This window comes from Halogeometricum sp. S3BR5-2 (assembly GCF_031624635.1).
In the GTDB taxonomy this organism is placed as follows: Archaea; Halobacteriota; Halobacteria; order Halobacteriales; family Haloferacaceae; genus Halogeometricum; species Halogeometricum luteum.
The window spans coordinates 275,712-292,992 of the sequence record NZ_JAMQOQ010000006.1 but is presented as its reverse complement, the minus strand read 5'-3'; the positions used below and the strand labels follow the sequence as shown (position 1 = coordinate 292,992).

Annotated in this window: 18 protein-coding genes; 11 read left to right on the top strand and 7 right to left on the bottom strand. The window is 67.6% G+C overall.

The genetic code is table 11. The features are described from left to right. Positions 1 to 30: 30 nt before the first annotated feature. Positions 31 to 1,026: a radical SAM protein gene (locus tag NDI79_RS20275; RefSeq protein ID WP_310930508.1), complete on the bottom strand. Its 996-nt coding sequence runs from the start codon at positions 1,024 to 1,026 to the stop codon at positions 31 to 33. 212 nt (positions 1,027 to 1,238) lie between these two features. On the opposite strand from NDI79_RS20275, the gene NDI79_RS20270 reads away from it, so the two are divergent. Both NDI79_RS20270 and NDI79_RS20265 read left to right on the top strand, forming a co-directional pair. Continuing rightward, a complete protein-coding gene (locus NDI79_RS20270) occupies positions 1,239 to 2,366 on the top strand; it encodes a DUF373 family protein (RefSeq protein ID WP_310930507.1) in 1,128 nt (375 codons plus the stop codon). Positions 2,367 to 2,540: 174 nt separating this feature from the next. Then, positions 2,541 to 2,711, top strand: coding sequence for a hypothetical protein (locus tag NDI79_RS20265; protein WP_310930506.1), 171 nt, complete (start codon positions 2,541 to 2,543; stop codon positions 2,709 to 2,711). A gap of 104 nt (positions 2,712 to 2,815) precedes the next feature. On the opposite strand, the gene NDI79_RS20260 is transcribed toward NDI79_RS20265, so the two are convergent. Next, positions 2,816 to 3,658: a polyprenyl synthetase family protein gene (locus tag NDI79_RS20260; protein WP_310930505.1), complete on the bottom strand. Its 843-nt coding sequence runs from the start codon at positions 3,656 to 3,658 to the stop codon at positions 2,816 to 2,818. A 123-nt stretch (positions 3,659 to 3,781) separates the two neighbouring features. Between NDI79_RS20260 and NDI79_RS20255 the strand changes: the two genes are divergently transcribed. Beyond that, positions 3,782 to 5,440: a potassium channel family protein gene (locus NDI79_RS20255; RefSeq protein WP_310930504.1), complete on the top strand. Its 1,659-nt coding sequence runs from the start codon at positions 3,782 to 3,784 to the stop codon at positions 5,438 to 5,440. A gap of 146 nt (positions 5,441 to 5,586) precedes the next feature. On the opposite strand, the gene NDI79_RS20250 is transcribed toward NDI79_RS20255, so the two are convergent. The 3 genes from NDI79_RS20250 to NDI79_RS20240 form a co-directional block, all read right to left on the bottom strand. Beyond that, positions 5,587 to 6,543, bottom strand: coding sequence for an electron transfer flavoprotein subunit alpha/FixB family protein (locus NDI79_RS20250; protein WP_310930503.1), 957 nt, complete (start codon positions 6,541 to 6,543; stop codon positions 5,587 to 5,589). After that, positions 6,540 to 7,343 carry an electron transfer flavoprotein subunit beta/FixA family protein gene (locus NDI79_RS20245; RefSeq protein WP_310930502.1) on the bottom strand — a complete coding sequence of 268 codons (804 nt, stop codon included), beginning with the start codon at positions 7,341 to 7,343 and terminating at the stop codon, positions 6,540 to 6,542. Before NDI79_RS20245 ends, NDI79_RS20250 begins: the two co-directional genes overlap by 4 nt. A gap of 74 nt (positions 7,344 to 7,417) precedes the next feature. Then, entirely contained in the window at positions 7,418 to 8,698 is a 1,281-nt protein-coding gene (locus tag NDI79_RS20240) for a helix-turn-helix transcriptional regulator (protein ID WP_310930501.1), read from the bottom strand. Between the two features lie 125 nt (positions 8,699 to 8,823). Here NDI79_RS20240 and NDI79_RS20235 point away from each other — a divergent pair, with 125 nt between their 5' ends. Together NDI79_RS20235 and NDI79_RS20230 are read left to right on the top strand one after the other, a co-directional pair. Beyond that, on the top strand, positions 8,824 to 10,218 hold the full coding sequence (locus NDI79_RS20235) for a DUF7096 domain-containing protein (RefSeq protein ID WP_310930500.1): 1,395 nt from the start codon (positions 8,824 to 8,826) through the stop codon (positions 10,216 to 10,218). Positions 10,219 to 10,297: 79 nt separating this feature from the next. Continuing rightward, on the top strand, positions 10,298 to 10,870 hold the full coding sequence (locus NDI79_RS20230; protein WP_310930499.1) for an archaellin/type IV pilin N-terminal domain-containing protein: 573 nt from the start codon (positions 10,298 to 10,300) through the stop codon (positions 10,868 to 10,870). A 115-nt stretch (positions 10,871 to 10,985) separates the two neighbouring features. Here the strand turns inward: NDI79_RS20230 and NDI79_RS20225 are convergent, their stop codons facing one another. After that, a complete protein-coding gene (locus tag NDI79_RS20225) occupies positions 10,986 to 11,654 on the bottom strand; it encodes a methyltransferase domain-containing protein (protein WP_310930498.1) in 669 nt (222 codons plus the stop codon). Positions 11,655 to 11,788: 134 nt separating this feature from the next. Between NDI79_RS20225 and ahaH the strand changes: the two genes are divergently transcribed. After that, complete coding sequence (ahaH, locus tag NDI79_RS20220) at positions 11,789 to 12,121, top strand: ATP synthase archaeal subunit H (protein ID WP_310930497.1); 333 nt, start codon at positions 11,789 to 11,791, stop codon at positions 12,119 to 12,121. Continuing rightward, positions 12,108 to 14,399 (top strand): V-type ATP synthase subunit I, encoded by a 2,292-nt coding sequence (locus NDI79_RS20215; protein ID WP_310930496.1) that lies wholly within the window; start codon positions 12,108 to 12,110, stop codon positions 14,397 to 14,399. The genes ahaH and NDI79_RS20215 overlap by 14 nt, the downstream gene beginning before the upstream one ends. Before the next feature lie 200 nt (positions 14,400 to 14,599). On the opposite strand, the gene NDI79_RS20210 is transcribed toward NDI79_RS20215, so the two are convergent. Continuing rightward, on the bottom strand, positions 14,600 to 14,788 hold the full coding sequence (locus tag NDI79_RS20210; RefSeq protein ID WP_310930495.1) for a hypothetical protein: 189 nt from the start codon (positions 14,786 to 14,788) through the stop codon (positions 14,600 to 14,602). Positions 14,789 to 15,057: 269 nt separating this feature from the next. On the opposite strand from NDI79_RS20210, the gene NDI79_RS20205 reads away from it, so the two are divergent. The 4 genes from NDI79_RS20205 to NDI79_RS20190 are packed head-to-tail and all read left to right on the top strand — an operon-like array spanning position 15,058 to position 17,280. Then, positions 15,058 to 15,297 (top strand): hypothetical protein, encoded by a 240-nt coding sequence (locus NDI79_RS20205; protein ID WP_310930494.1) that lies wholly within the window; start codon positions 15,058 to 15,060, stop codon positions 15,295 to 15,297. 26 nt (positions 15,298 to 15,323) lie between these two features. Continuing rightward, positions 15,324 to 15,911 (top strand): V-type ATP synthase subunit E, encoded by a 588-nt coding sequence (locus tag NDI79_RS20200; RefSeq protein ID WP_310930493.1) that lies wholly within the window; start codon positions 15,324 to 15,326, stop codon positions 15,909 to 15,911. Continuing rightward, on the top strand, positions 15,908 to 16,954 hold the full coding sequence (locus NDI79_RS20195) for a V-type ATP synthase subunit C (RefSeq protein ID WP_310930492.1): 1,047 nt from the start codon (positions 15,908 to 15,910) through the stop codon (positions 16,952 to 16,954). The genes NDI79_RS20200 and NDI79_RS20195 overlap by 4 nt, the downstream gene beginning before the upstream one ends. Beyond that, positions 16,951 to 17,280, top strand: a complete 330-nt coding sequence (locus tag NDI79_RS20190; protein ID WP_310930491.1) for a V-type ATP synthase subunit F — start codon at positions 16,951 to 16,953, stop codon at positions 17,278 to 17,280. The genes NDI79_RS20195 and NDI79_RS20190 overlap by 4 nt, the downstream gene beginning before the upstream one ends. Position 17,281: the final 1 nt, after the last annotated feature.

Below are 17,281 nucleotides of genomic sequence, written 5' to 3'. Positions count from 1 at the left end.
CGCAAAAGCTGGACCAAAATGAAGAGAAACCTACGCCAACGGCGTCCGCTCGACCACGGTGCCGTCGACGGTGGGATACTGCTCGACGATTTCGCCCTTCGGCGCGTCGCCGTCTTCGACCATCTCTTCGAGGAGCCACCACGCCACCTCGACGTGGTCGGACTTGACGGTGTAGAATTCCTCGGGGACGCCGAGGGCGTCCAACTCCTCCGACGTCAGCCACGTCTTCCCGTAGACGAGCGTCCCGTCGTCGGTCACCTCGTCGAACGGGCGGCGGATGTTCTCGGCCATGCGCTTCAGCCGGTTCCTGTGTTGTGCGGCGTCCTTGAACACGGAGGTGCAGAAGTAGACGCGTTCGTGGTCGGCCATCTCCTCCAAGATGGCGTCCTTCGAGCCGTCGACGGCCGACATGTGGCCCTCCTGCAGTTCGTAGCCCGCCTCCTGCATCCGTCGATAGTTCCCGTCGGACATCTCGAACTCGTTGACGTTGCAGAAGTCCGCGGCGCCCTCGTCGAGGAACTCGAGGAACTCCTCCTCGGCGCGGATGCCCGGAATCTCGAAGGCGGGGGTCAGCCCCTCCTCGCGGGCGACGTAGAGGATGTCCTCCCACTCCGTCCCGTGCAGGTCGCCCCACATCTCGTACGGCGGGTGGAAACGAATCTCGTCCAGTCCCGCCTCGGAGAGGCGGCGCATGTTCTCGCGGCCGCCCGTGATTCCGGTGTACAGGTGAGTGTGGTGGTCCTCGCCGAACTCGTCTTTCAGCAGTTCGAGGTAGCGACAGGTCTTGTCGAGGGCCTCCTGCGGCTCGCCGCCCGTGATTGACGTTCCGAGCGCCTCCATGCGCTTGGCCTCGGCGACGACGTCGTCGTCGGACTCCACCTTCCGCTCGTTGGCGTAGACGTCCGTGACGTTCTTGCGGTTCTCGCCGAGGGGGCAGTAGAAGCAATCGCGCTGGTCGCAGTAGCCGTAGACGAACAGCACCATCTTCCCTCCCATGGCGCACTGCTCACAGCCCTTCGATATCATTCGTTGCGAACACGGTACACGTCCCACGGGCAAAAACGGTGCGAAACGCGGCTCGCCCGTGGTGTTCGGTCGCATTGCGCGCCCGCGGGGTCCCCTCGAACCGACCGCGCGGGCCGCGGCGACCGCCCTCGGTCGACGGCGACCGGGGGCACCTGTCTCCGTTCGTGCGGGTCCCCGAAAACAAATATAGCCCGACGGCATACGGTCGCACGATGCTGTTGGTCCTCTGCGTCGACCTCGACGACGACCTCGGCCGGAAGACGAGGTTCGACACGCCCGTCGTCGGTCGGGACCGCGTCGAGGCGGCCGCGGTTGCGCTCGCGACCGCCGATCCGGAGGACTCCGACTCGAACGTCCTGTTTCAGGGCATCCACGAGCACGACGCGCTCTCGGCGGACCCGGAGGTCGGTCAGCAGGTGGAAGTCGCCGCCGTCACCGGCATGGAGGGTAGCGACGTGCAGGCCAACCGCGCCATCGGCGAGGAGATAGACCGCGTGCTCGCGGGCCTGTCGACCGGCGAGAACGTCAGCGCCATCGTCATCACCGACGGCGCGCAGGACGAGTCGGTGCTGCCGGTCATCCGCTCGCGCGTCCCCATCGACAGCGTGCGCCGGGTCGTCGTCCGGCAGGCGCAGGACCTCGAATCCATCTACTACACGATGAAGCAGGTGCTCGCAGACCCGGAGACGCGCGGCACCATCCTCGTCCCCCTCGGCATCCTGCTTCTCATCTACCCGTTCCTCACTATCGCCAGCGCCTTCGACATCCCCGGCGCGGCCGTTCTGGGCGTCATCTCGGCGCTGCTCGGTCTCTACACTCTGTTCCGCGGGCTCGGACTGGAGACGGTCGTCGACGACGCCGTGGGCCGCGGGCGCGACATCCTCTACGAGGGACGCGTGACGCTCATCACCTACGTCGCCGCCCTCGCGCTCATGACCGTCGGCGGCTTCCGCGGCGTCGCCCTGGCCGAGGAACTCCCCGACCCGGCCGCGCCTCTCGTCCTCGCGCTGTTCGTCCACGGCGCCATCCAGTGGTTCGCCGCCGCCGGCGTCACCTCCAGCCTCGGACAGGTGACCGACGAGTACCTCGCGGACCGCTTCAAGTGGCGCTATCTCAACGCGCCGTTCTACGTCGTCGCCATCGCCATCGTGCTGTACGTCGTCTCGGGCTTCTTCCTCAACGTCAACGGCGTGGCCGGCGTCCCCGGCGTCCGGGCGTTCTCGGCGGCCGACCTCGCCGTCGGCCTCACGGTGGGGACGCTCCTCGGCGTGTTCAGCACGCTCGCGTTCGCCATCGCGGAGTCGCGGTTCCCCACCAGCGTCGAACCGACGCGCGGGTGAGGGAAGGGAAAGACCGCCACCTCGGCAGTAGTCGACACTCCGCTCTCCCCCCCTCGGGAACCCCCTCCGCCGCCCCGACCCACCGACGACGGAGAGCGGCGACCCAGTCGGATACGCCGTACGTGGCCTCGAATCTTCGACAGAGATATATCTGACCTCGCCTCTATTCAGACGATGTCATCGGTGGATGAGTTTGCTCCGAGCGAGAAGGAGGAGTTCAGGACCATGCTCCGTGAACTGATTTCGAGTGCGGAAGCCAACGGCGTGGACGTCTCCGGCGGCTGGTATGTAGAGCGGCCGCACGCTGAGTCCGATTGGGACGTCGAAGTGACCGAAGTAGTCTGAGTGTCTCGTCCGGGCGGTGACCGCCGCGCACTCCTTCGCGTTCCGAGCGGTGCAGTTCCCTTCGGTCCCGAGAAGCGTTCCTCCCGACGAGCCGTTGTGACCGTTCAGCGCTCGCGGACGACGACGAACTCCGCGAGGTCGCGGAGGTAGCCGATGGAGTCCGTCTCCTCCACCTCCGTCGCGTCGAGGGCGTCGAGCGCCTGGTCGGACTGCTCGCGCGCGCGCTGGTTCGCCTCCGCGGGTGTGAGGTCCGTCACCTGCACGACGGAGGGGCGGTCCATCACCTCGTCCTGTCCGGTGGGCTTGCCGAGTTCGTCGGCGTCGGCCGTCGCGTCCAGCACGTCGTCGCGTATCTGGAAGGCGACCCCCACGCGTTCGGCGTACTCGCCGAACGCCTCGACGGTGAAGGGGTCCGCCTCCGCGGCGACGGCGCCGAGTTCGGCCGCCGCGCGGAACAGCGCGCCGGTCTTCCGCCGCGCGAGTTCCATGTACTCGCGTTCGTTCGACGGGCGGGCGACCAGTTCCGTCGCCTCGCCCTCGCCGAGTTCGACCATCGACTCGGCGACCACCTGCATCGCCTGGTCGTTCACCGAGAGGAGGGCGAACGCCTCGCCGAGGAGGCCGTCGGAAGCGATGAGCGCCGGGCCGTAGCCGTACTCCGCCCACGCGCTCGGCGTGCCGCGCCGGATGTCCGACCGGTCGATGATGTCGTCGACGACGAGGGAGGCGTTGTGGACCAACTCGACGGCGACGGCGAAATCCACCGCCGCGTCGGCGTCGCCGCCGCAGGCCTCGCAGGCGAGAATCGTCACCGCGGGACGGACGCGCTTGCCGCCGGCGAGGGCGACGTGCGCGAGTTCCTCCGACAGTTCGGGCGGGTCGACCGCTTCGATGACCTCCGCGAGGCGTTCGTCGACCATCGACACCCGACGCTCCAGATACTCCATTGTCGGTTCGTAGGAACGAGACGGCAAGTACGTGACGGGTTTCGCTCGCCGCTCGCCGAGCGCGCCGCCGACCGCGACGGTTCGGCCGGAAGGTTCCTTGGTCTACTCGCCAAACGGATGACGATGCGTGCGCTCCGCGATTTCGACGGACTACGTCCGCGGGACCTCTCCGGACGACAGCGACTGCTCGTCGTCTACGTCACCTGTCTCGTTACGACGGTCCTCGTCTATACGTTCCTCTACAACGTCGGAATGCGGACGCTCGAAGGTCGTCCGCAGTCGATGTTCCGTTCGCTCAACGCGGTAGTCGCGACGCTCACGACCACCGGGTACGGAGCGGACTCGCCGTGGACGTCGCCGCTCATGCTCGGCCTGTTGGTGACGATGCAGGTGACCGGCGTCGTCATCGGGTTCGTGACGCTCCGCGTGCTCGTCATCCCCCTCTTCGAGCGCGCGCCGCTCACCCTCGACGACCGCCTCTCGGTGAAGGCGAACCACGTCGTGGTCGCGGAGTACCGACGCGACACCGACCTGCTCCTCGACGAACTCGAAGGTCTCGACGTGGGTTACGTCCTCCTCGAATCCGACCAGGAGGAGGCGAAGCGCCACTCGGACAGCGGCTACCAGGCCATCCACGGCGACCCCGAGGACGGCGACGACCTCGAGCGAGCCAGCATCGCCGAGGCGTCGCTGCTCATCACGGACGCGGGCGACCGCACGGCCAGCATCGCCCTGACCGCGCTCGAACGGAACGAGGACCTGCGCGTCGTCAGTTTCACCCCCACCATGCGCCGTACGGCCGCGCTGACGGAGGTCGGCGTCGACCGGAGCGTCGCCCCGCACGGACTCATCGGACGCCGCCTGGCCGAGAAGGCGGCGACGCCCGTCGCCGTCGAGGCGTCCGGCGACGGAAACGACATCGTCGTCCGCGAGGTTCTCGTCCGCCGGAACAGCCCTATCCACGGGACCCGGCTCGGCGACTCGACCGTCGCCAACCACCCGGACCTGACGCTCGTCGCCGGGTGGTTCGGCGGCGAACTCCGCGTGCCGCCGTCGCCCGACGAACGTCTCACGCCCGACGCGGTGCTGGTCGTCGCCGGCCCCGAGGACGACATCGCGGCGGCCACGGGAGACCTGTCGAACGTCCGGTCCCCCCTCGGCTCCTCGCGCTCCCCGGTCGTCGTCGCCGGATTAGACGAAGGCGGTCACGCGGCGGTCGACGCCCTCTCCGAGGGAACCTCCGTCACGACCGTCGACGCGGACGCGAACGCCGACCCCGACGTCGTCGGCGACTCGACCGAACCCGAGACGCTCCACGAGGCGGGTATCGAGGACGCGTCGGCCCTGATCGTCACCGTCGACGACGACGCGACGGCGCTGCTGACCGTGGCGATGGCCCGTTCGCTCTCGGACGACATCGAGATACTGGGGCGCGTCACCGACGCCGACAAGGCCGCTCCGGCGTTCCGGGCCGGGGGCGACTACGTGCTCTCCGTCCAGCAGGTGTGTGCCCGTCTCGTCGCCTCCGAGGCCCACGGCGAGGGCGTCGTCTCCCCGGCCGGGCAGATTCGACTCGTCCGCGCCGACGCGGCGCCGTTCGTCGGCGAGTCGCTCGCCGACGCGGGCCGCGACGCGGAGCGGGGATGGATAGTCATCGGCGCCGTCCGCGACGGGACCGTCAGAACCGAGGGATCGGTCGTCGTCGAGAGCGAGGACGACGTGCTCGTCGCCGGCGGCGACGACGCCATCAGGTCGTTCGAGCGGACGGTCGACTCGAAGTAGCGCGCGGAAAAATCTGGACCAAAAATCCGCCGTAACCGCCTACTCGAACTGCTCGATGAGCGCCGGCACCACGCGCGACCACCTTTTTCCGGACGCTCACGGGTTCGCGTCCGCAAAAATCTGGACCAAAAATCCGCCGTAACCGCCTACTCGAACTGCTCGATGAGCGCCGGCACCACGTCGAACAGGTCGCCGACGACGCCGTAGTCCGCGATGTCGAAGATGGGCGCGTTCGGGTCGTTGTTGACGGCGACGATGGTTTCGGAGCCCTTCATGCCGGCGACGTGCTGGACCGCGCCGGAGATGCCGATGGCGATGTACACCTTCGGCGTGACGACCTTCCCCGACTGGCCGACCTGCCGGTTCTTCGGAAGCCAGCCGTTGTCGACGATGGGTCTGGAAGAGGAGAGCGTCGCCCCGAGAGCGTCCGCGAGGCGTTCGACGAGTTTGATGTTCTCCTCCTCCTCGATGCCGCGCCCGACGGAGACGAGCACCTCCGCGTCCGCGATGTCGACGTCGCCGCCGGCCACCTCCTCGAAGCCGGTGACCTCGGAGTTGACCGCTGACTCGTCCACCTCGAACTCGAACGGGGTCACCTCGGCGTCGCCGATGGCCTCCGTCGTCACCCACTCGCCGGGGCGAATCGTCGCGACGGCCCGCTCGGCGTCGACTTCGACGGTAGTCTCCACCTTCGACCCGTACATCTCGCGCGTGACGGTGAGGCCGCCGTCGTACTCGATGCCGACGGCGTCCGTCACGAGGGGGAGGCCGAGGCGGTTCGCCACGGCGGGCGCGTAGTCGAGGCCGTTCACGGAGTTCGGCGCGAGGACGTACTGCGGGTCGAGTTCGTCCGCGAGGGCGCAGACGACCTGCGTGTACACGTCGTGGTTGAACTCCTCGCCGTGGTCGACGGTGTGGATGCGGTCGACCCCCTCGAGGTCCAAGCGCGTCGTGAACTCGTCGATTCGTCCGCTTATCACGGCCACGTGGAGGTCGCCGCCGGTCGCGTCCGCGAGTTCGCGCCCCGCGGTCACGAGTTCGTAGCTCACCTCGCGAACGTCGCCGCGGCGGTGCTCGGCCACCGCGAGCACGTCCGGACTCATTCCGCGCCCACCCCCTTCTCCCGCAGGGCCGTCGCGAGTTGCGACGCCTGTTCGCCCGCGTCGCCGTCGAAGTACGTCGCGTCCGACTCCGCCTCGGGTTCGTACATGTCGGTCAGGAACAGTTCGCCCGCGACGGCCTCGTGGTCGAGGCCGAGGTCCGAGAGCGCCTTCGGCGCTATCTCCTTCGACTGCGCCTGCCGGATGCCGCGGAGGCTGGCGTAGCGCGGTTCGTTGATGCCGGTCTGGATGGTCAGCACCGCGGGGAGGTCGATTTCGGTTATCTCGTCGATGCCGCCCTCCAGTTCCCGGTGAACGTGGGCGACCCCGTCTTCGAGGACGCCCTCCGTGTCGAGGTGGTTCACGACCGCGCCCCACTCGAAGCCGACGGCGTCCGCGAGAGCGACGCCCGTCGCGCCGAACCCGGTGTCGTTCGCCTGCACGCCCGTGAGGACGAGGTCGGGGTCCTCCTCGGCGACGACGGCTTCGAGGAGGCGGACCTTCGAGGCCACGTCGAGGAACTCCGCGGCCTCGATATCGTCGTCCCAGATGCGGACTGCGCGGTCGACGCCCTTCGCGAGGGCCATCCGGACGGTCTCCTCGCTTCGCTCGGGGCCGATGGTCGCAGAGACGACTTCGACGTCCTCGTCGGACGCCTCGGCGAGTTGGACCGCCGCCTCGACGGCGTACTCGTCCCACTCGTTCAGGTCGTACTCGAGGTACCGGGGGTCGATGTCGAGGTCGGCTATCTCGAAGTCGTCCTCGACTTCTGCCACCTCCTTGACGGTCACGAGAACCTTCATCATCGTTTCTTCCGCCAGAGCCGGGTAAATCCTTTCGGAACCCTCACCCGAACCGACGGCTGTCCGTCCGAAGGCTACTTCGCGTCCGCGCTCCCGTCGCCGTCCTCGTCCCTATCTCTATCTCCGTCTCCGTTCCCGTCTTCGCCGCTCCCTCCCCCGTCGCCGCCCTCCTCCGGCAGGGAGATGAGGTTCTCCCGGCCGAGGCGGAGTTTGTCGACGCGTCCCTCGTCGGCCATCGCCGACAGCAGTTGCGAGACCTTCGCGTCCGACCAGTCCGTCTCCGCGACGATGTTCGCCTGCTTCATCCGCCCGCCGTTCCGTTCGAGCAGGTGTTCGATCCGCTCCTCGTCCGAGAGCAGCGAGAGGTCCACCGCGGGTTCCTCCGCCTCGGCTTCTTCGGACGCCGGGGCGGCCCCCACGCCCTCGCCCGCCGCGGCGGTTCCGGCGTCGACGCCGCCGTTCGTCGTCCCGCCGGACGCGTCCGGCGTCGGGCCGCCCGGCCGGCCGCCGCCCCCTCCCGTTCCGGACCCGGATTCGTCCCCGGTTCCCGACCGCCACCGGAAGAGGACCACGGCCAGGAGGACGAGGAGGGCGACGAGGACGCCGCCGCCCACGACGAGCGTCCACGGGATTCCGCCGGGGTCGGTGATGTTCGTCGGTCGGTACGTCACGACGAGTGCGTCCTCGCCCTCGAACGTCGACGGCCCGTCGAGGATGATGGCGTTGTTCCGCTGGAGCACCTCGATGCTCGTGGTGTTCGTCGCGTACCCGGGCGGCGTCTCGACGTACAACCGCTGGTCCTCGCCCAAGAGCGACAGCCACGACTCGGGTTCCCCGGACGCCTCGCTCGGCAGTCGGAAGGCGTCGCCCAGCGCGAGGTCGCCGTTCTCCATCTGCCGCAGGAAGTTCGTCCAGACGAACTCGACGGCGAGCGTCCCCGTCCCCGCTTCCCCGTCGATGCTGTAGTCGTACGTCGCGTTCCGAATCTCCATCTCGCGGCCGGTCGCCTCGCTCGTCCGCGCGGCGATTCGCTCGAACAGGTCGGCGCGGACGCCGACGTCGGTGTCCCCGTCGACGTACTCCTCGCCCAGGCGCCTGAAGGCGTCCGACTCGTTCGGCGAGTCGAACCGGTAGTGCATCTCGACGCGCCACGACGCGTCGCCGTCGTCGCCGAGGCCGATGCGTATCACGGTCCGCGGGTCGCCGTCGAACGGTCCGTCGACTTGGGGGCTGACGGCGGCCCCCGGCTCTTCGACTCGGGGGGCGCCGCTCTCGGCGTCGGTCGCCGCCGCGGCCGCGGGGACGACGCCGGAGAGCACCAGAAGGAGGGCAACGGCCAGCGCGGATATCCGCATTAGCTGGTGGTTGGACGTGGAGCGCTCAAAATCCTTTCCATGCCGAGAAAGTCGAGAAAACGGGCCGCTCGACGGGTTTCGACCGAGCACGACGTTTTAGTAGCCGTCCGCAGAAGCTATCAGACATGAAAGCCCTCTCCGCCGTGCTCGTCGCGGTCCTCGTGCTTTCGACCGTCGCCGGAGCGGCGGCGCCGGGTGCGGCCCCGGTCTCCGACGGAACCGGTTCCGCCCCCGTTCTCGACTCCGATTCCGCCGCCGGCGCCCCCGCCGCGAACGCCCCGGCGCCGGCGCAGGTCGGCGTCCCGGCGACGCAACTGGCGTCGAACGAGACGGCGAGCAACGCGACCCTCCACGTGCTCGGGATTCCGCCCGACCGGGTGAACCGAAGCTCTCTGGAGGGGCGGTCGGTCGACTTGGGTCCGGCGCTCGCCTTCGAGGACAACGAGACGAAACTGACCGTCGAGACGCTCGCGGCCGTCGAGCGGATCCGGTCGACCGACACCGAGGACCGCCGACAGCAGGTGATACTCCAGGAACTGACCACCATCGAACAGCGCATCATCTCGCTGCGGTCGCGCCAGCAGGCGGCCATCAGCGCCTACGGCGCCGGTGAGATAACGCCGCGGCGGTTCCTCGTCCGCCTCGCCGTCATCGACCTGGAGGCGCGGGCGCTCGACGAACGGAGGCAGCGCATCGACGCGTTCGCCGAGTCCATCCCCGACTTCTCGGTCGAGTCGCGGTCCGCGACGCTCGAACGCGAACTCGACACGTTCACCGGACCGGTGCGACAGCACGCCGTCAGCGTCCTGCAGGGCGACGCCGAGCACGCGCGCTTCTTCCTCCAGACGGGTCCCGACAGCGTCGTCGCCGCCACCGTCCGGAACGAGACGTACGTCCGCGAGGCGTACCGCGGGGACCTGCGGGCGCGGGGCACCGGGGTCATCACGCTCGACGAGGCCCTCGACAACACTACGCAGGCGTACCCGTACATCAGCGCGCTGGGGCTGCGCGAGAGCGGGACGAGCGTCACCGGCACTCGGCAGGGCGACAACAGCGTCCTCGTCCGCATCCAGCACGAGCGCGGACAGCTGTACGCGTTCGTCGACAGCGGCTCCAAGGAGGTCTTCAAGGAGTTCCAGTACCGGCCGCTCGACACGCTCCGGACGACGTCCACCGACGGCGCGGTGAAGGACGGTCTCGAACTCACCGCCCACCAGACGTACGCCGGCGGTCCCGTCCGCATCCAACTGAACCGGACCGACGCCGACCGCCCCGTAAACGCCCGCATCACCGTCGGCCCGCAGAACGGGCAGAGCGCCGTCGTCGGCGAGACGGGCGACGACGGGACGCTGTGGACGATGGCGCCCGGCCAGACCTACCAGGTGACCGCCATCAGGGGGAACTCGGTCGTCGTGCTGACCGTCCAGCCGGACACTCCGCCGCTCGTGAACCAGACGGGAGCGGGTGGCCCCGAGAACGCCACCGCCTCGCAGTCCCCGCGGTCCCCGTCCGACGCCTGACGCCCGAACGCCGCCCCACTCCTCCGGACGCCGCCTCCCAGTCCGAACCCTCTTATCCGAACGGGCGGCCAGCGCTCCCGTGACCGACCGCGCGCTCTCGCCCGTCGTCGCGACGCTGCTGCTCGTCGGACTCGTCCTCTCGACGGCCGTCGTCGTCGGCGCGGCGAGCGACGCCCTCGTCGCCGGCGCGTCCGCCCGCGCCGCGGCCGTGGACTCCGATTCGGCGGGTCTCCGCGGCGTCGGCGCCCCCGGCGCGTCGGCCGACCCCGCCGCCGGCCTCGGACCGAGTCCCCGGCCGACGGCGTTCTCGCTGTCGGCGACGGGCGACGAACTCGCCGTGACGTACGAGCGCGGTCCGACGCTCGACGCGTCGGCGCTCCGGCTCCGAATCGCCGTCGACGGCGACCCGCTGGCGTTCCAGCCGCCGCTCCCGTTCTTCGCGGCGCGGGGGTTCCGCTCGGGTCCGACCGGCCCGTTCAACGTCGCCGCCGACGGCGCGTGGTCGGCGGGGGAGACGGCGACGCTCGCGGTGGCGGAGACGAACGACCCAGAACTCGAACCCGGTCGGACCGTCACGGTTCGGCTCTACCGCGGGTCGTCCTCGCGCCCGCTGGCGACGCTGACGGCGTCGGTGAGCGCGGCTCCGGGGTGATTCGGCGAAGGTGAACCGGGTGAACGGGGTCGCGGGAGAAACGGGCGGCCGTTGAGGCTCTCGTCGGTCTACGTTCGGCTCTCGTTCGGTCTTCGGCCGAACGGTCGAACTCCGGTCAGGCCTCGAGTTCGGCCTCGGCGCGGGCGTCGGCCTCGTCTCCATCGTCGTCCGGTACCCGCGCGACGGTGGTGATGGCCCGCGGCGTGCCGGGGGCGGCCTGCTGGATGTGGTGTTCGATGTCCACGAAGCCGGCCTCCTCGAACATCCGCTGGGCCTCGTGCTCGTCGTAGAACAGCATGATTGCGTCGGCGAGATGTTGGAACGGCCCCGTCTCCGGGTAGTCCGGACCGACGACGAGGACTCGGTGGCCCGGCTTGACGACGCGGCGGAACTCTTCGAGGGCGTCGACGGGGTTGGGCCAGTACTCGATGGAACCGGAGGACCACAGCACGTCGAAAGCGTTCTCCTTGAAGGGGAGGCGCTCGGCGTCGCCGCGGTAGAAGCGCACCCGGTCGCGCTTTCCGAACTTCGCGAACGCCTTCTCCATCTGGTGGATGCTCTGGTCGAGGGCGTGGACGTCGTCGGTGTACCGCAGGAGTCCCTCGGTGGCGAACCCGGTGCCGGACCCCACGTCGAGCACCCGGTCGTCCGGTTGGATGTCAAGGAGTTCGAGCGCCTCGTCGCGCATCTCCTCGTTCCAGATGAAGGGGTTGATCCGGTCGTACACCTTCGAGAGGTACTTGTAGAACAGGCGCGCCCGTGACTTGTTCTCGAGGACTCCCATCGTCCGGACGTTCGAACCGGGCGGTGATAACCGTGCGGATTCGCCCCGAGAGGCGGTCGGGACGCCCCTGCCGCCCCGAGAGGTTTCCGCAAACACCTTATACGGCGGTGGCGCAACTTTCTGACGATACGAGTATGCCGAGACCAGAGGTTCTCGAACGGATCAAGACGGCCGAATCCGAGGCTGACGACATCGTCGCCGAGGCTGAGGCGGACCGCGAGGAGCGGATCGCCGACGCGCGTCAGGAGGCCGAAGAGATCCGTCAACAAGCCGAAGAGGAGGCACGTGAGTACGAGTCCGAGCGTCTCGAGGAGGCTCGCGAGGAGATCGAGGAGGAGCGGGAGGCCATCCTCGAAGAGGGCGAAGCGGAGCGCAGACGACTCGTCAGCGAGGCGGAGTCGAACGTCGAGGAGGCGGTCGAGTACACCATCGACCGGTTCGAGGAGGCGGTGAATGCTCAGACCTGAGCAGATGAGCAAGGTCTCCGTGACCGGGTCCAAGCGCGTGATGGACCCCGTCATCGAGACGGTCCACGACCTCAACCTGCTTCACGTGACCGAGTACGACAACTCGTGGGACGGCTTCGACCCGGGCGACCCCGCCGCGGGCGCCGAGACGGCGTCGGACAAACTCGTCACGGTCCGGTCCCTCGAGAGCATCCTCGACGTCGACAAGGAGGACGCGGGGCCGACCCGCATCGTCACCGACGACGCGTTGGAGGCCGAACTCGAGGAGATCCGCACGAAGGTCAACGAACTCGACGACGAGCGACAGGCGCTCCGTCAGGACCTCCGCGAGATCGAAGAGCGCATCGACGCGATGGAGCCGTTCGAGGACATCGGTATCGACCTCGACCTCCTGTCGGGGTACGACTCGATACAGACCGCCGTCGGACGGGGGAACCGCGACGCGATAGAGCGCGCCGTCGTCGACTCCGACCACCTGGTCGAATACGAGATATACGAGGGCGACGACGCGCTCGCGGTGTTCGCGCGACCGGCGTCCGGCGCCGACGACTCCGCGCTCGCCGACGCCCTCGTCAGCGCCGATTTCGCCGCGCTCGAAGTCCCCGACGCCGACGGAAGCCCGCAGGAGTACATCCGGGAACTCGAACACGAACACCAGCAGATATCCTCGAAACTCGGCTCCGTCGACGACGAGCTATCGAACATGAAGCTCGACGCGGCGGGCTTTCTCCTCGCGGCCGAGGAGAAACTCTCCATCGACGTCCAGAAGACCGAGGCGCCGCTGTCGTTCGCGACGACGGAGAACGCCTTCATCGCCGAGGGCTGGATTCCGACCGAGCGATTCACCGAGTTCAAGGCCGCACTGAAGGAGGACATCGGCGAACGCGTCGAAGTCGAGGAACTCCAGCGCGCGAAGTTCTCGAAGGACGGCACCGACCACGTACGCGAGGACCCGGCCGCCGGCAGCGGCGGGTCCGGGAAGCCGGCCGCCGCGGACGGCGGCCGCGCGAGCGATTCCTCGTCCGACAACGAGGCGCGCGCCGACGGTGGAGCCGTCGTCATGGACGACGACGAACCGCCGACGGTCCAGCAGAACTCGGGCCCGGTCAAACCGTTCGAGGTTCTCGTGCAGGCGGTCAGCCGACCCAGCTACTACGAGTTCGACCCGACGGTCATCCTGTTCTTGACGTTCCCGGCGTTCTTCGGGTTCATGATCGGTGACCTCGGCTACGGGCTCATCTACATGGCCATCGGCTACTTCCTCTACGCCAACTTCGACGACCGCCCGGCGTTCAAGAGTATGGGCGGCATCACCATCGCGGCCGGCTTGTTCACGACGTTATTCGGCATCCTCTACGGCGAGGTATTTGGACTGCACCTCATCGCGACGTATCTCTGGGAGGGCGTCGTCGGCCTCTCGCACGCCCCGATAGAGAAGGGGCTGTCGCCGGCCACCTCAGAGTGGGCGCTCGGATGGCTGGTCGTGAGCGTTATCGTCGGCATCATCCACCTCAACATCGCGTGGATATTCGACTTCTTCGAGAACCTCGAACTCCACGACGCCAAGCACGCGGTCTACGAGAGCGGCTCGTGGCTCCTGATGCTCAACGGCCTCTGGATTTGGGTCTTCAGCGACGCCCTGCGCGGCACCGCGCCCGAGTTCATCTACGAGACGTTCTCCGCCGACGGCGTCATCCCGCTCGGGTTCTCCAGTTTCCCGACGATGGAGCTGTTCACCATTCCGTTCGTGAACGCGCCGTTCACCCTGCCGCTCTTGGTGTTCTTCATCGGACTCGGACTCCTCATCGTCGGCGAACCCGTTGAGGCTGTCGAATTCCTGAACGTGCTGGTGAACGTGCTGTCGTACACGCGTCTCGCCGGGGTGCTCCTGGCGAAGGCGGGGATGGCCTTCACGGTCAACCTTCTGTTCTTCGGCGTGTACGTCGACGACCACGGGGGCTGGCACTTCGGCCTCGGCGGGATGCCGGACGCCGCCGCCGTGGCGGCGCTCGGGCCGGGCGAGACGCTGAGCTATCACGGCTACGAGGTCACCGAAATCATGTTCGGCGGCCTCGTCCACGGCGGGGCGGCGACGATTCTCGTCGGCCTGCTCGTCCTCGTCGTCGGCCACATCGCGGTCCTCGCACTCGGCGTGACCAGCGCCGGTCTGCAGGCCGTGCGTCTCGAGTACGTCGAGTTCTTCAACAAGTTCTTCGAGGGCGGCGGCCGCGACTACGAACCGTTCGGCTACGACCGGCAGTTCACCACCGAGGACTGAACTCCCGGACGCCCCGTTTCGGTACGCTCCTTCCGCTTCTTCGTGTTTTCACTCTTTTCGACTCGGGTCTATATCGCTCCGTCCAGCGCCGAGTCGGTATAAACCCCACTCGCACACAACCCGTTCGTTGAGGGGATTACTCGGACCAGTACCTCGCGTCCATCGGGGCGGACCGTTCGACGCATTCCACGGAGAATCACTCACTCTCCGTCCGTCCTCCGATGGACGCTGTTCGGCTCCAGTCGTGCGCTCGGAACGCAGGCAGTTTCTCGGAGGCCCGTCCCGTTCCACGCCGCCGTCCGCGCTCCCCACTCGTATCCACCACCAGTATCCTCTTGCGGCCGGCCGAACGCGGACCGACTGTACGCCTTCCGCGGGACCGGTTCCACGCCCGACACCACGCCACTGCGGACGCGATACGGTACCGGGTTGCGACGACGCGAACTCGGTCGCGAGTTCCTCCAAAGTTCGCCGCAACTCGGTTTCTTTTTATCTGTTCGGCTCCAACCTCGTCGGGTCGGCATTTCTGCGATTATCCGGGCGTATTGAGGCCCCTTCTCACCGTTTTGCGAAATCGGTTTGGGAAGCTTTATGAGATGCCCCCGGTGACATAGGCGTGTTCGGAGACACAATCCGGTACTAAGAGGACACAACACAAATGCTCGATAACATCCTACTTCAAGCTCAGTCCAGTGGTCCGGCTATCAGTCAAGGTGCGGCGGCGGCTCTCGCGGTCGGTCTCGCCGCTTTCGGCGCGGGGTACGCGGAGCGCGGTATCGGAGCGGCGGCGATGGGCGCTATCGCCGAGGACGACAGCCTCTTCGTCAACGGTCTCATCCTGACCGTCCTGCCGGAGACGCTCGTCATCCTCGCGCTGGTCGTCGTGTTCATCGGCTAAAGCACCCCCCTCTCCCTTTCCATTACATGAGTTTGGACAACGTCGTCGAAGACATACGAGACGAAGCCCGCGCGCGTGCGGAGGAGATTCGTGAGGACGGAGAACAACGCGCTTCCGAGATCGTCGCGGAGGCCGAGTCCGACGCTCAGGACCTCCACGAGTCGCGCAGAAACGACGTCGAACGCCAGATCAAGCAGGAACGCGAGCAGGCGCTCTCCAGCGCGAAACTCGAAGCCAAGCAGAAGCGCCTCGAAGCGCGCCGAGACGTCCTCCAGGACGTCCGCGAGGAGGCCGAGTCGGAACTGGCCTCGCTCTCCGGCGACCGCCGCGAGACGCTCACGCGTTCGCTGCTCGACGACGCGGCCGAGGAGTTCGACGCCGGTGACGACGTCGTCGTCCACGGTCGCGCCGCCGACAAAGCGCTCCTCGAAGACATCCTCGAAGACGAGAAGTACGACGGGTACGGCTACGGGGACAGCTACGACTGTCTCGGCGGCGTGGTCGTCGAGAGCACGCAGTCGCGCGTCCGGGTGAACAACACGTTCGACTCCGTCCTTGAGAGCGTCTGGGAGGACAACCTCAAGGAAGTGAGCGCGCGACTGTTCGACCAATGAACGCCTCCGGCGGTTCCAACCCCGAGTACGTGAACACGCGCGTCCGGTCGCGCCAGAGCCAACTGTTCAGCGACGAGGACTACCGTAAGCTGATCCGGATGGGGCCGGCCGAGATAGCCCGGTTCATGGAGGAGTCGGCGTACGAAGAGGAGATAAACGCGCTCGGGTCGCGGTACTCGGGCGTCGACCTCATCGAGTTCGCGCTCAACCGCAACCTCGCGAAGCAGTTCAACGACATCCTCAAGTGGGCCGAGGGGCGGCTGTACGACCTCATCGCCCGCTACCTTCGCAAGTTCGACGCGTGGAACGTGAAGACGATCATCCGCGGCATCTACGCGGACGCCGAACGCGACTCGGTGGACGCGGACCTCATCCGTGCCGGCGAGTTCGACGACCGATTTCTCGACCGGTTGCTCGACGCGACCACCATCGAGGAAGCGGTCGAGCGCCTCCACGGCACGATGTTCGACGTGGGTCTCGCGCAGGCCTACGAGGACTACGAGGAGACGGACGTGCTCGTCCCCCTCGAGAACGCCGTCGACCGCGCCTACTACGAGAGCCTGCTCGAAGGGCTCGTGGTCGACGAGGCGACGGAGCAGTACCGCGAGTACCTCGAAGCGGAGATAGACTTCCGGAACGCCCGGAACGCGCTCCGCCTCGCGCGGAGCGGTGCGGACATCGACCCAGCCGACTACTACATCGAGGGCGGGTCGCTGTTCTCCGCCTCGGAACTCGTGACGCTGTCGCAGAACACCGACGAACTCGTCTCGAAGATACGCGATTCGCAGTACGGCGACGAACTCTCCACCGCGCTCGACGAACTCGAATCGGTGAACAGCCTCATTGGCTTCGAGCGCGCACTAGAGACTGCGTTGCTCGAGTACGCTGACAGTCTCGGTAACGTCTACCCGCTGTCGGTGAGCCCGGTCATCTCGTACATCCTCTCGAAGGAGCAAGAGGTGGACAACATCCGGGCCATCGCCCGCGGCCGCGAGGCCGGGCTGTCGGACGACGAGATAGAGGAGGAGCTGGTCATCCTATGAGTCAGGAGATAGCCGTCGTCGGCAGTCCGGACTTCACGACCGGGTTCCGACTCGCGGGGGTTCGGAAGTTCGAGAACGTGCCCGACGAAGAGAAGGACGAACAGCTCGACGAAGCCGTCAGCCGGACCTTGGAGGACGAGGACGTCGGCATCATCGTGATGCACAACGACGACCTCGACGACCTCTCCCGGCAGGTCCGCCAGTCCGTCGAGACCAGCATCGAGCCGACGCTGGTCACCCTCGGCGGCGGCGCGGGCGCAGGCGGCCTCCGAGACCAGATCAAACGAGCCATCGGTATCGACCTGATGGAGGAGGACGAAGACTAAC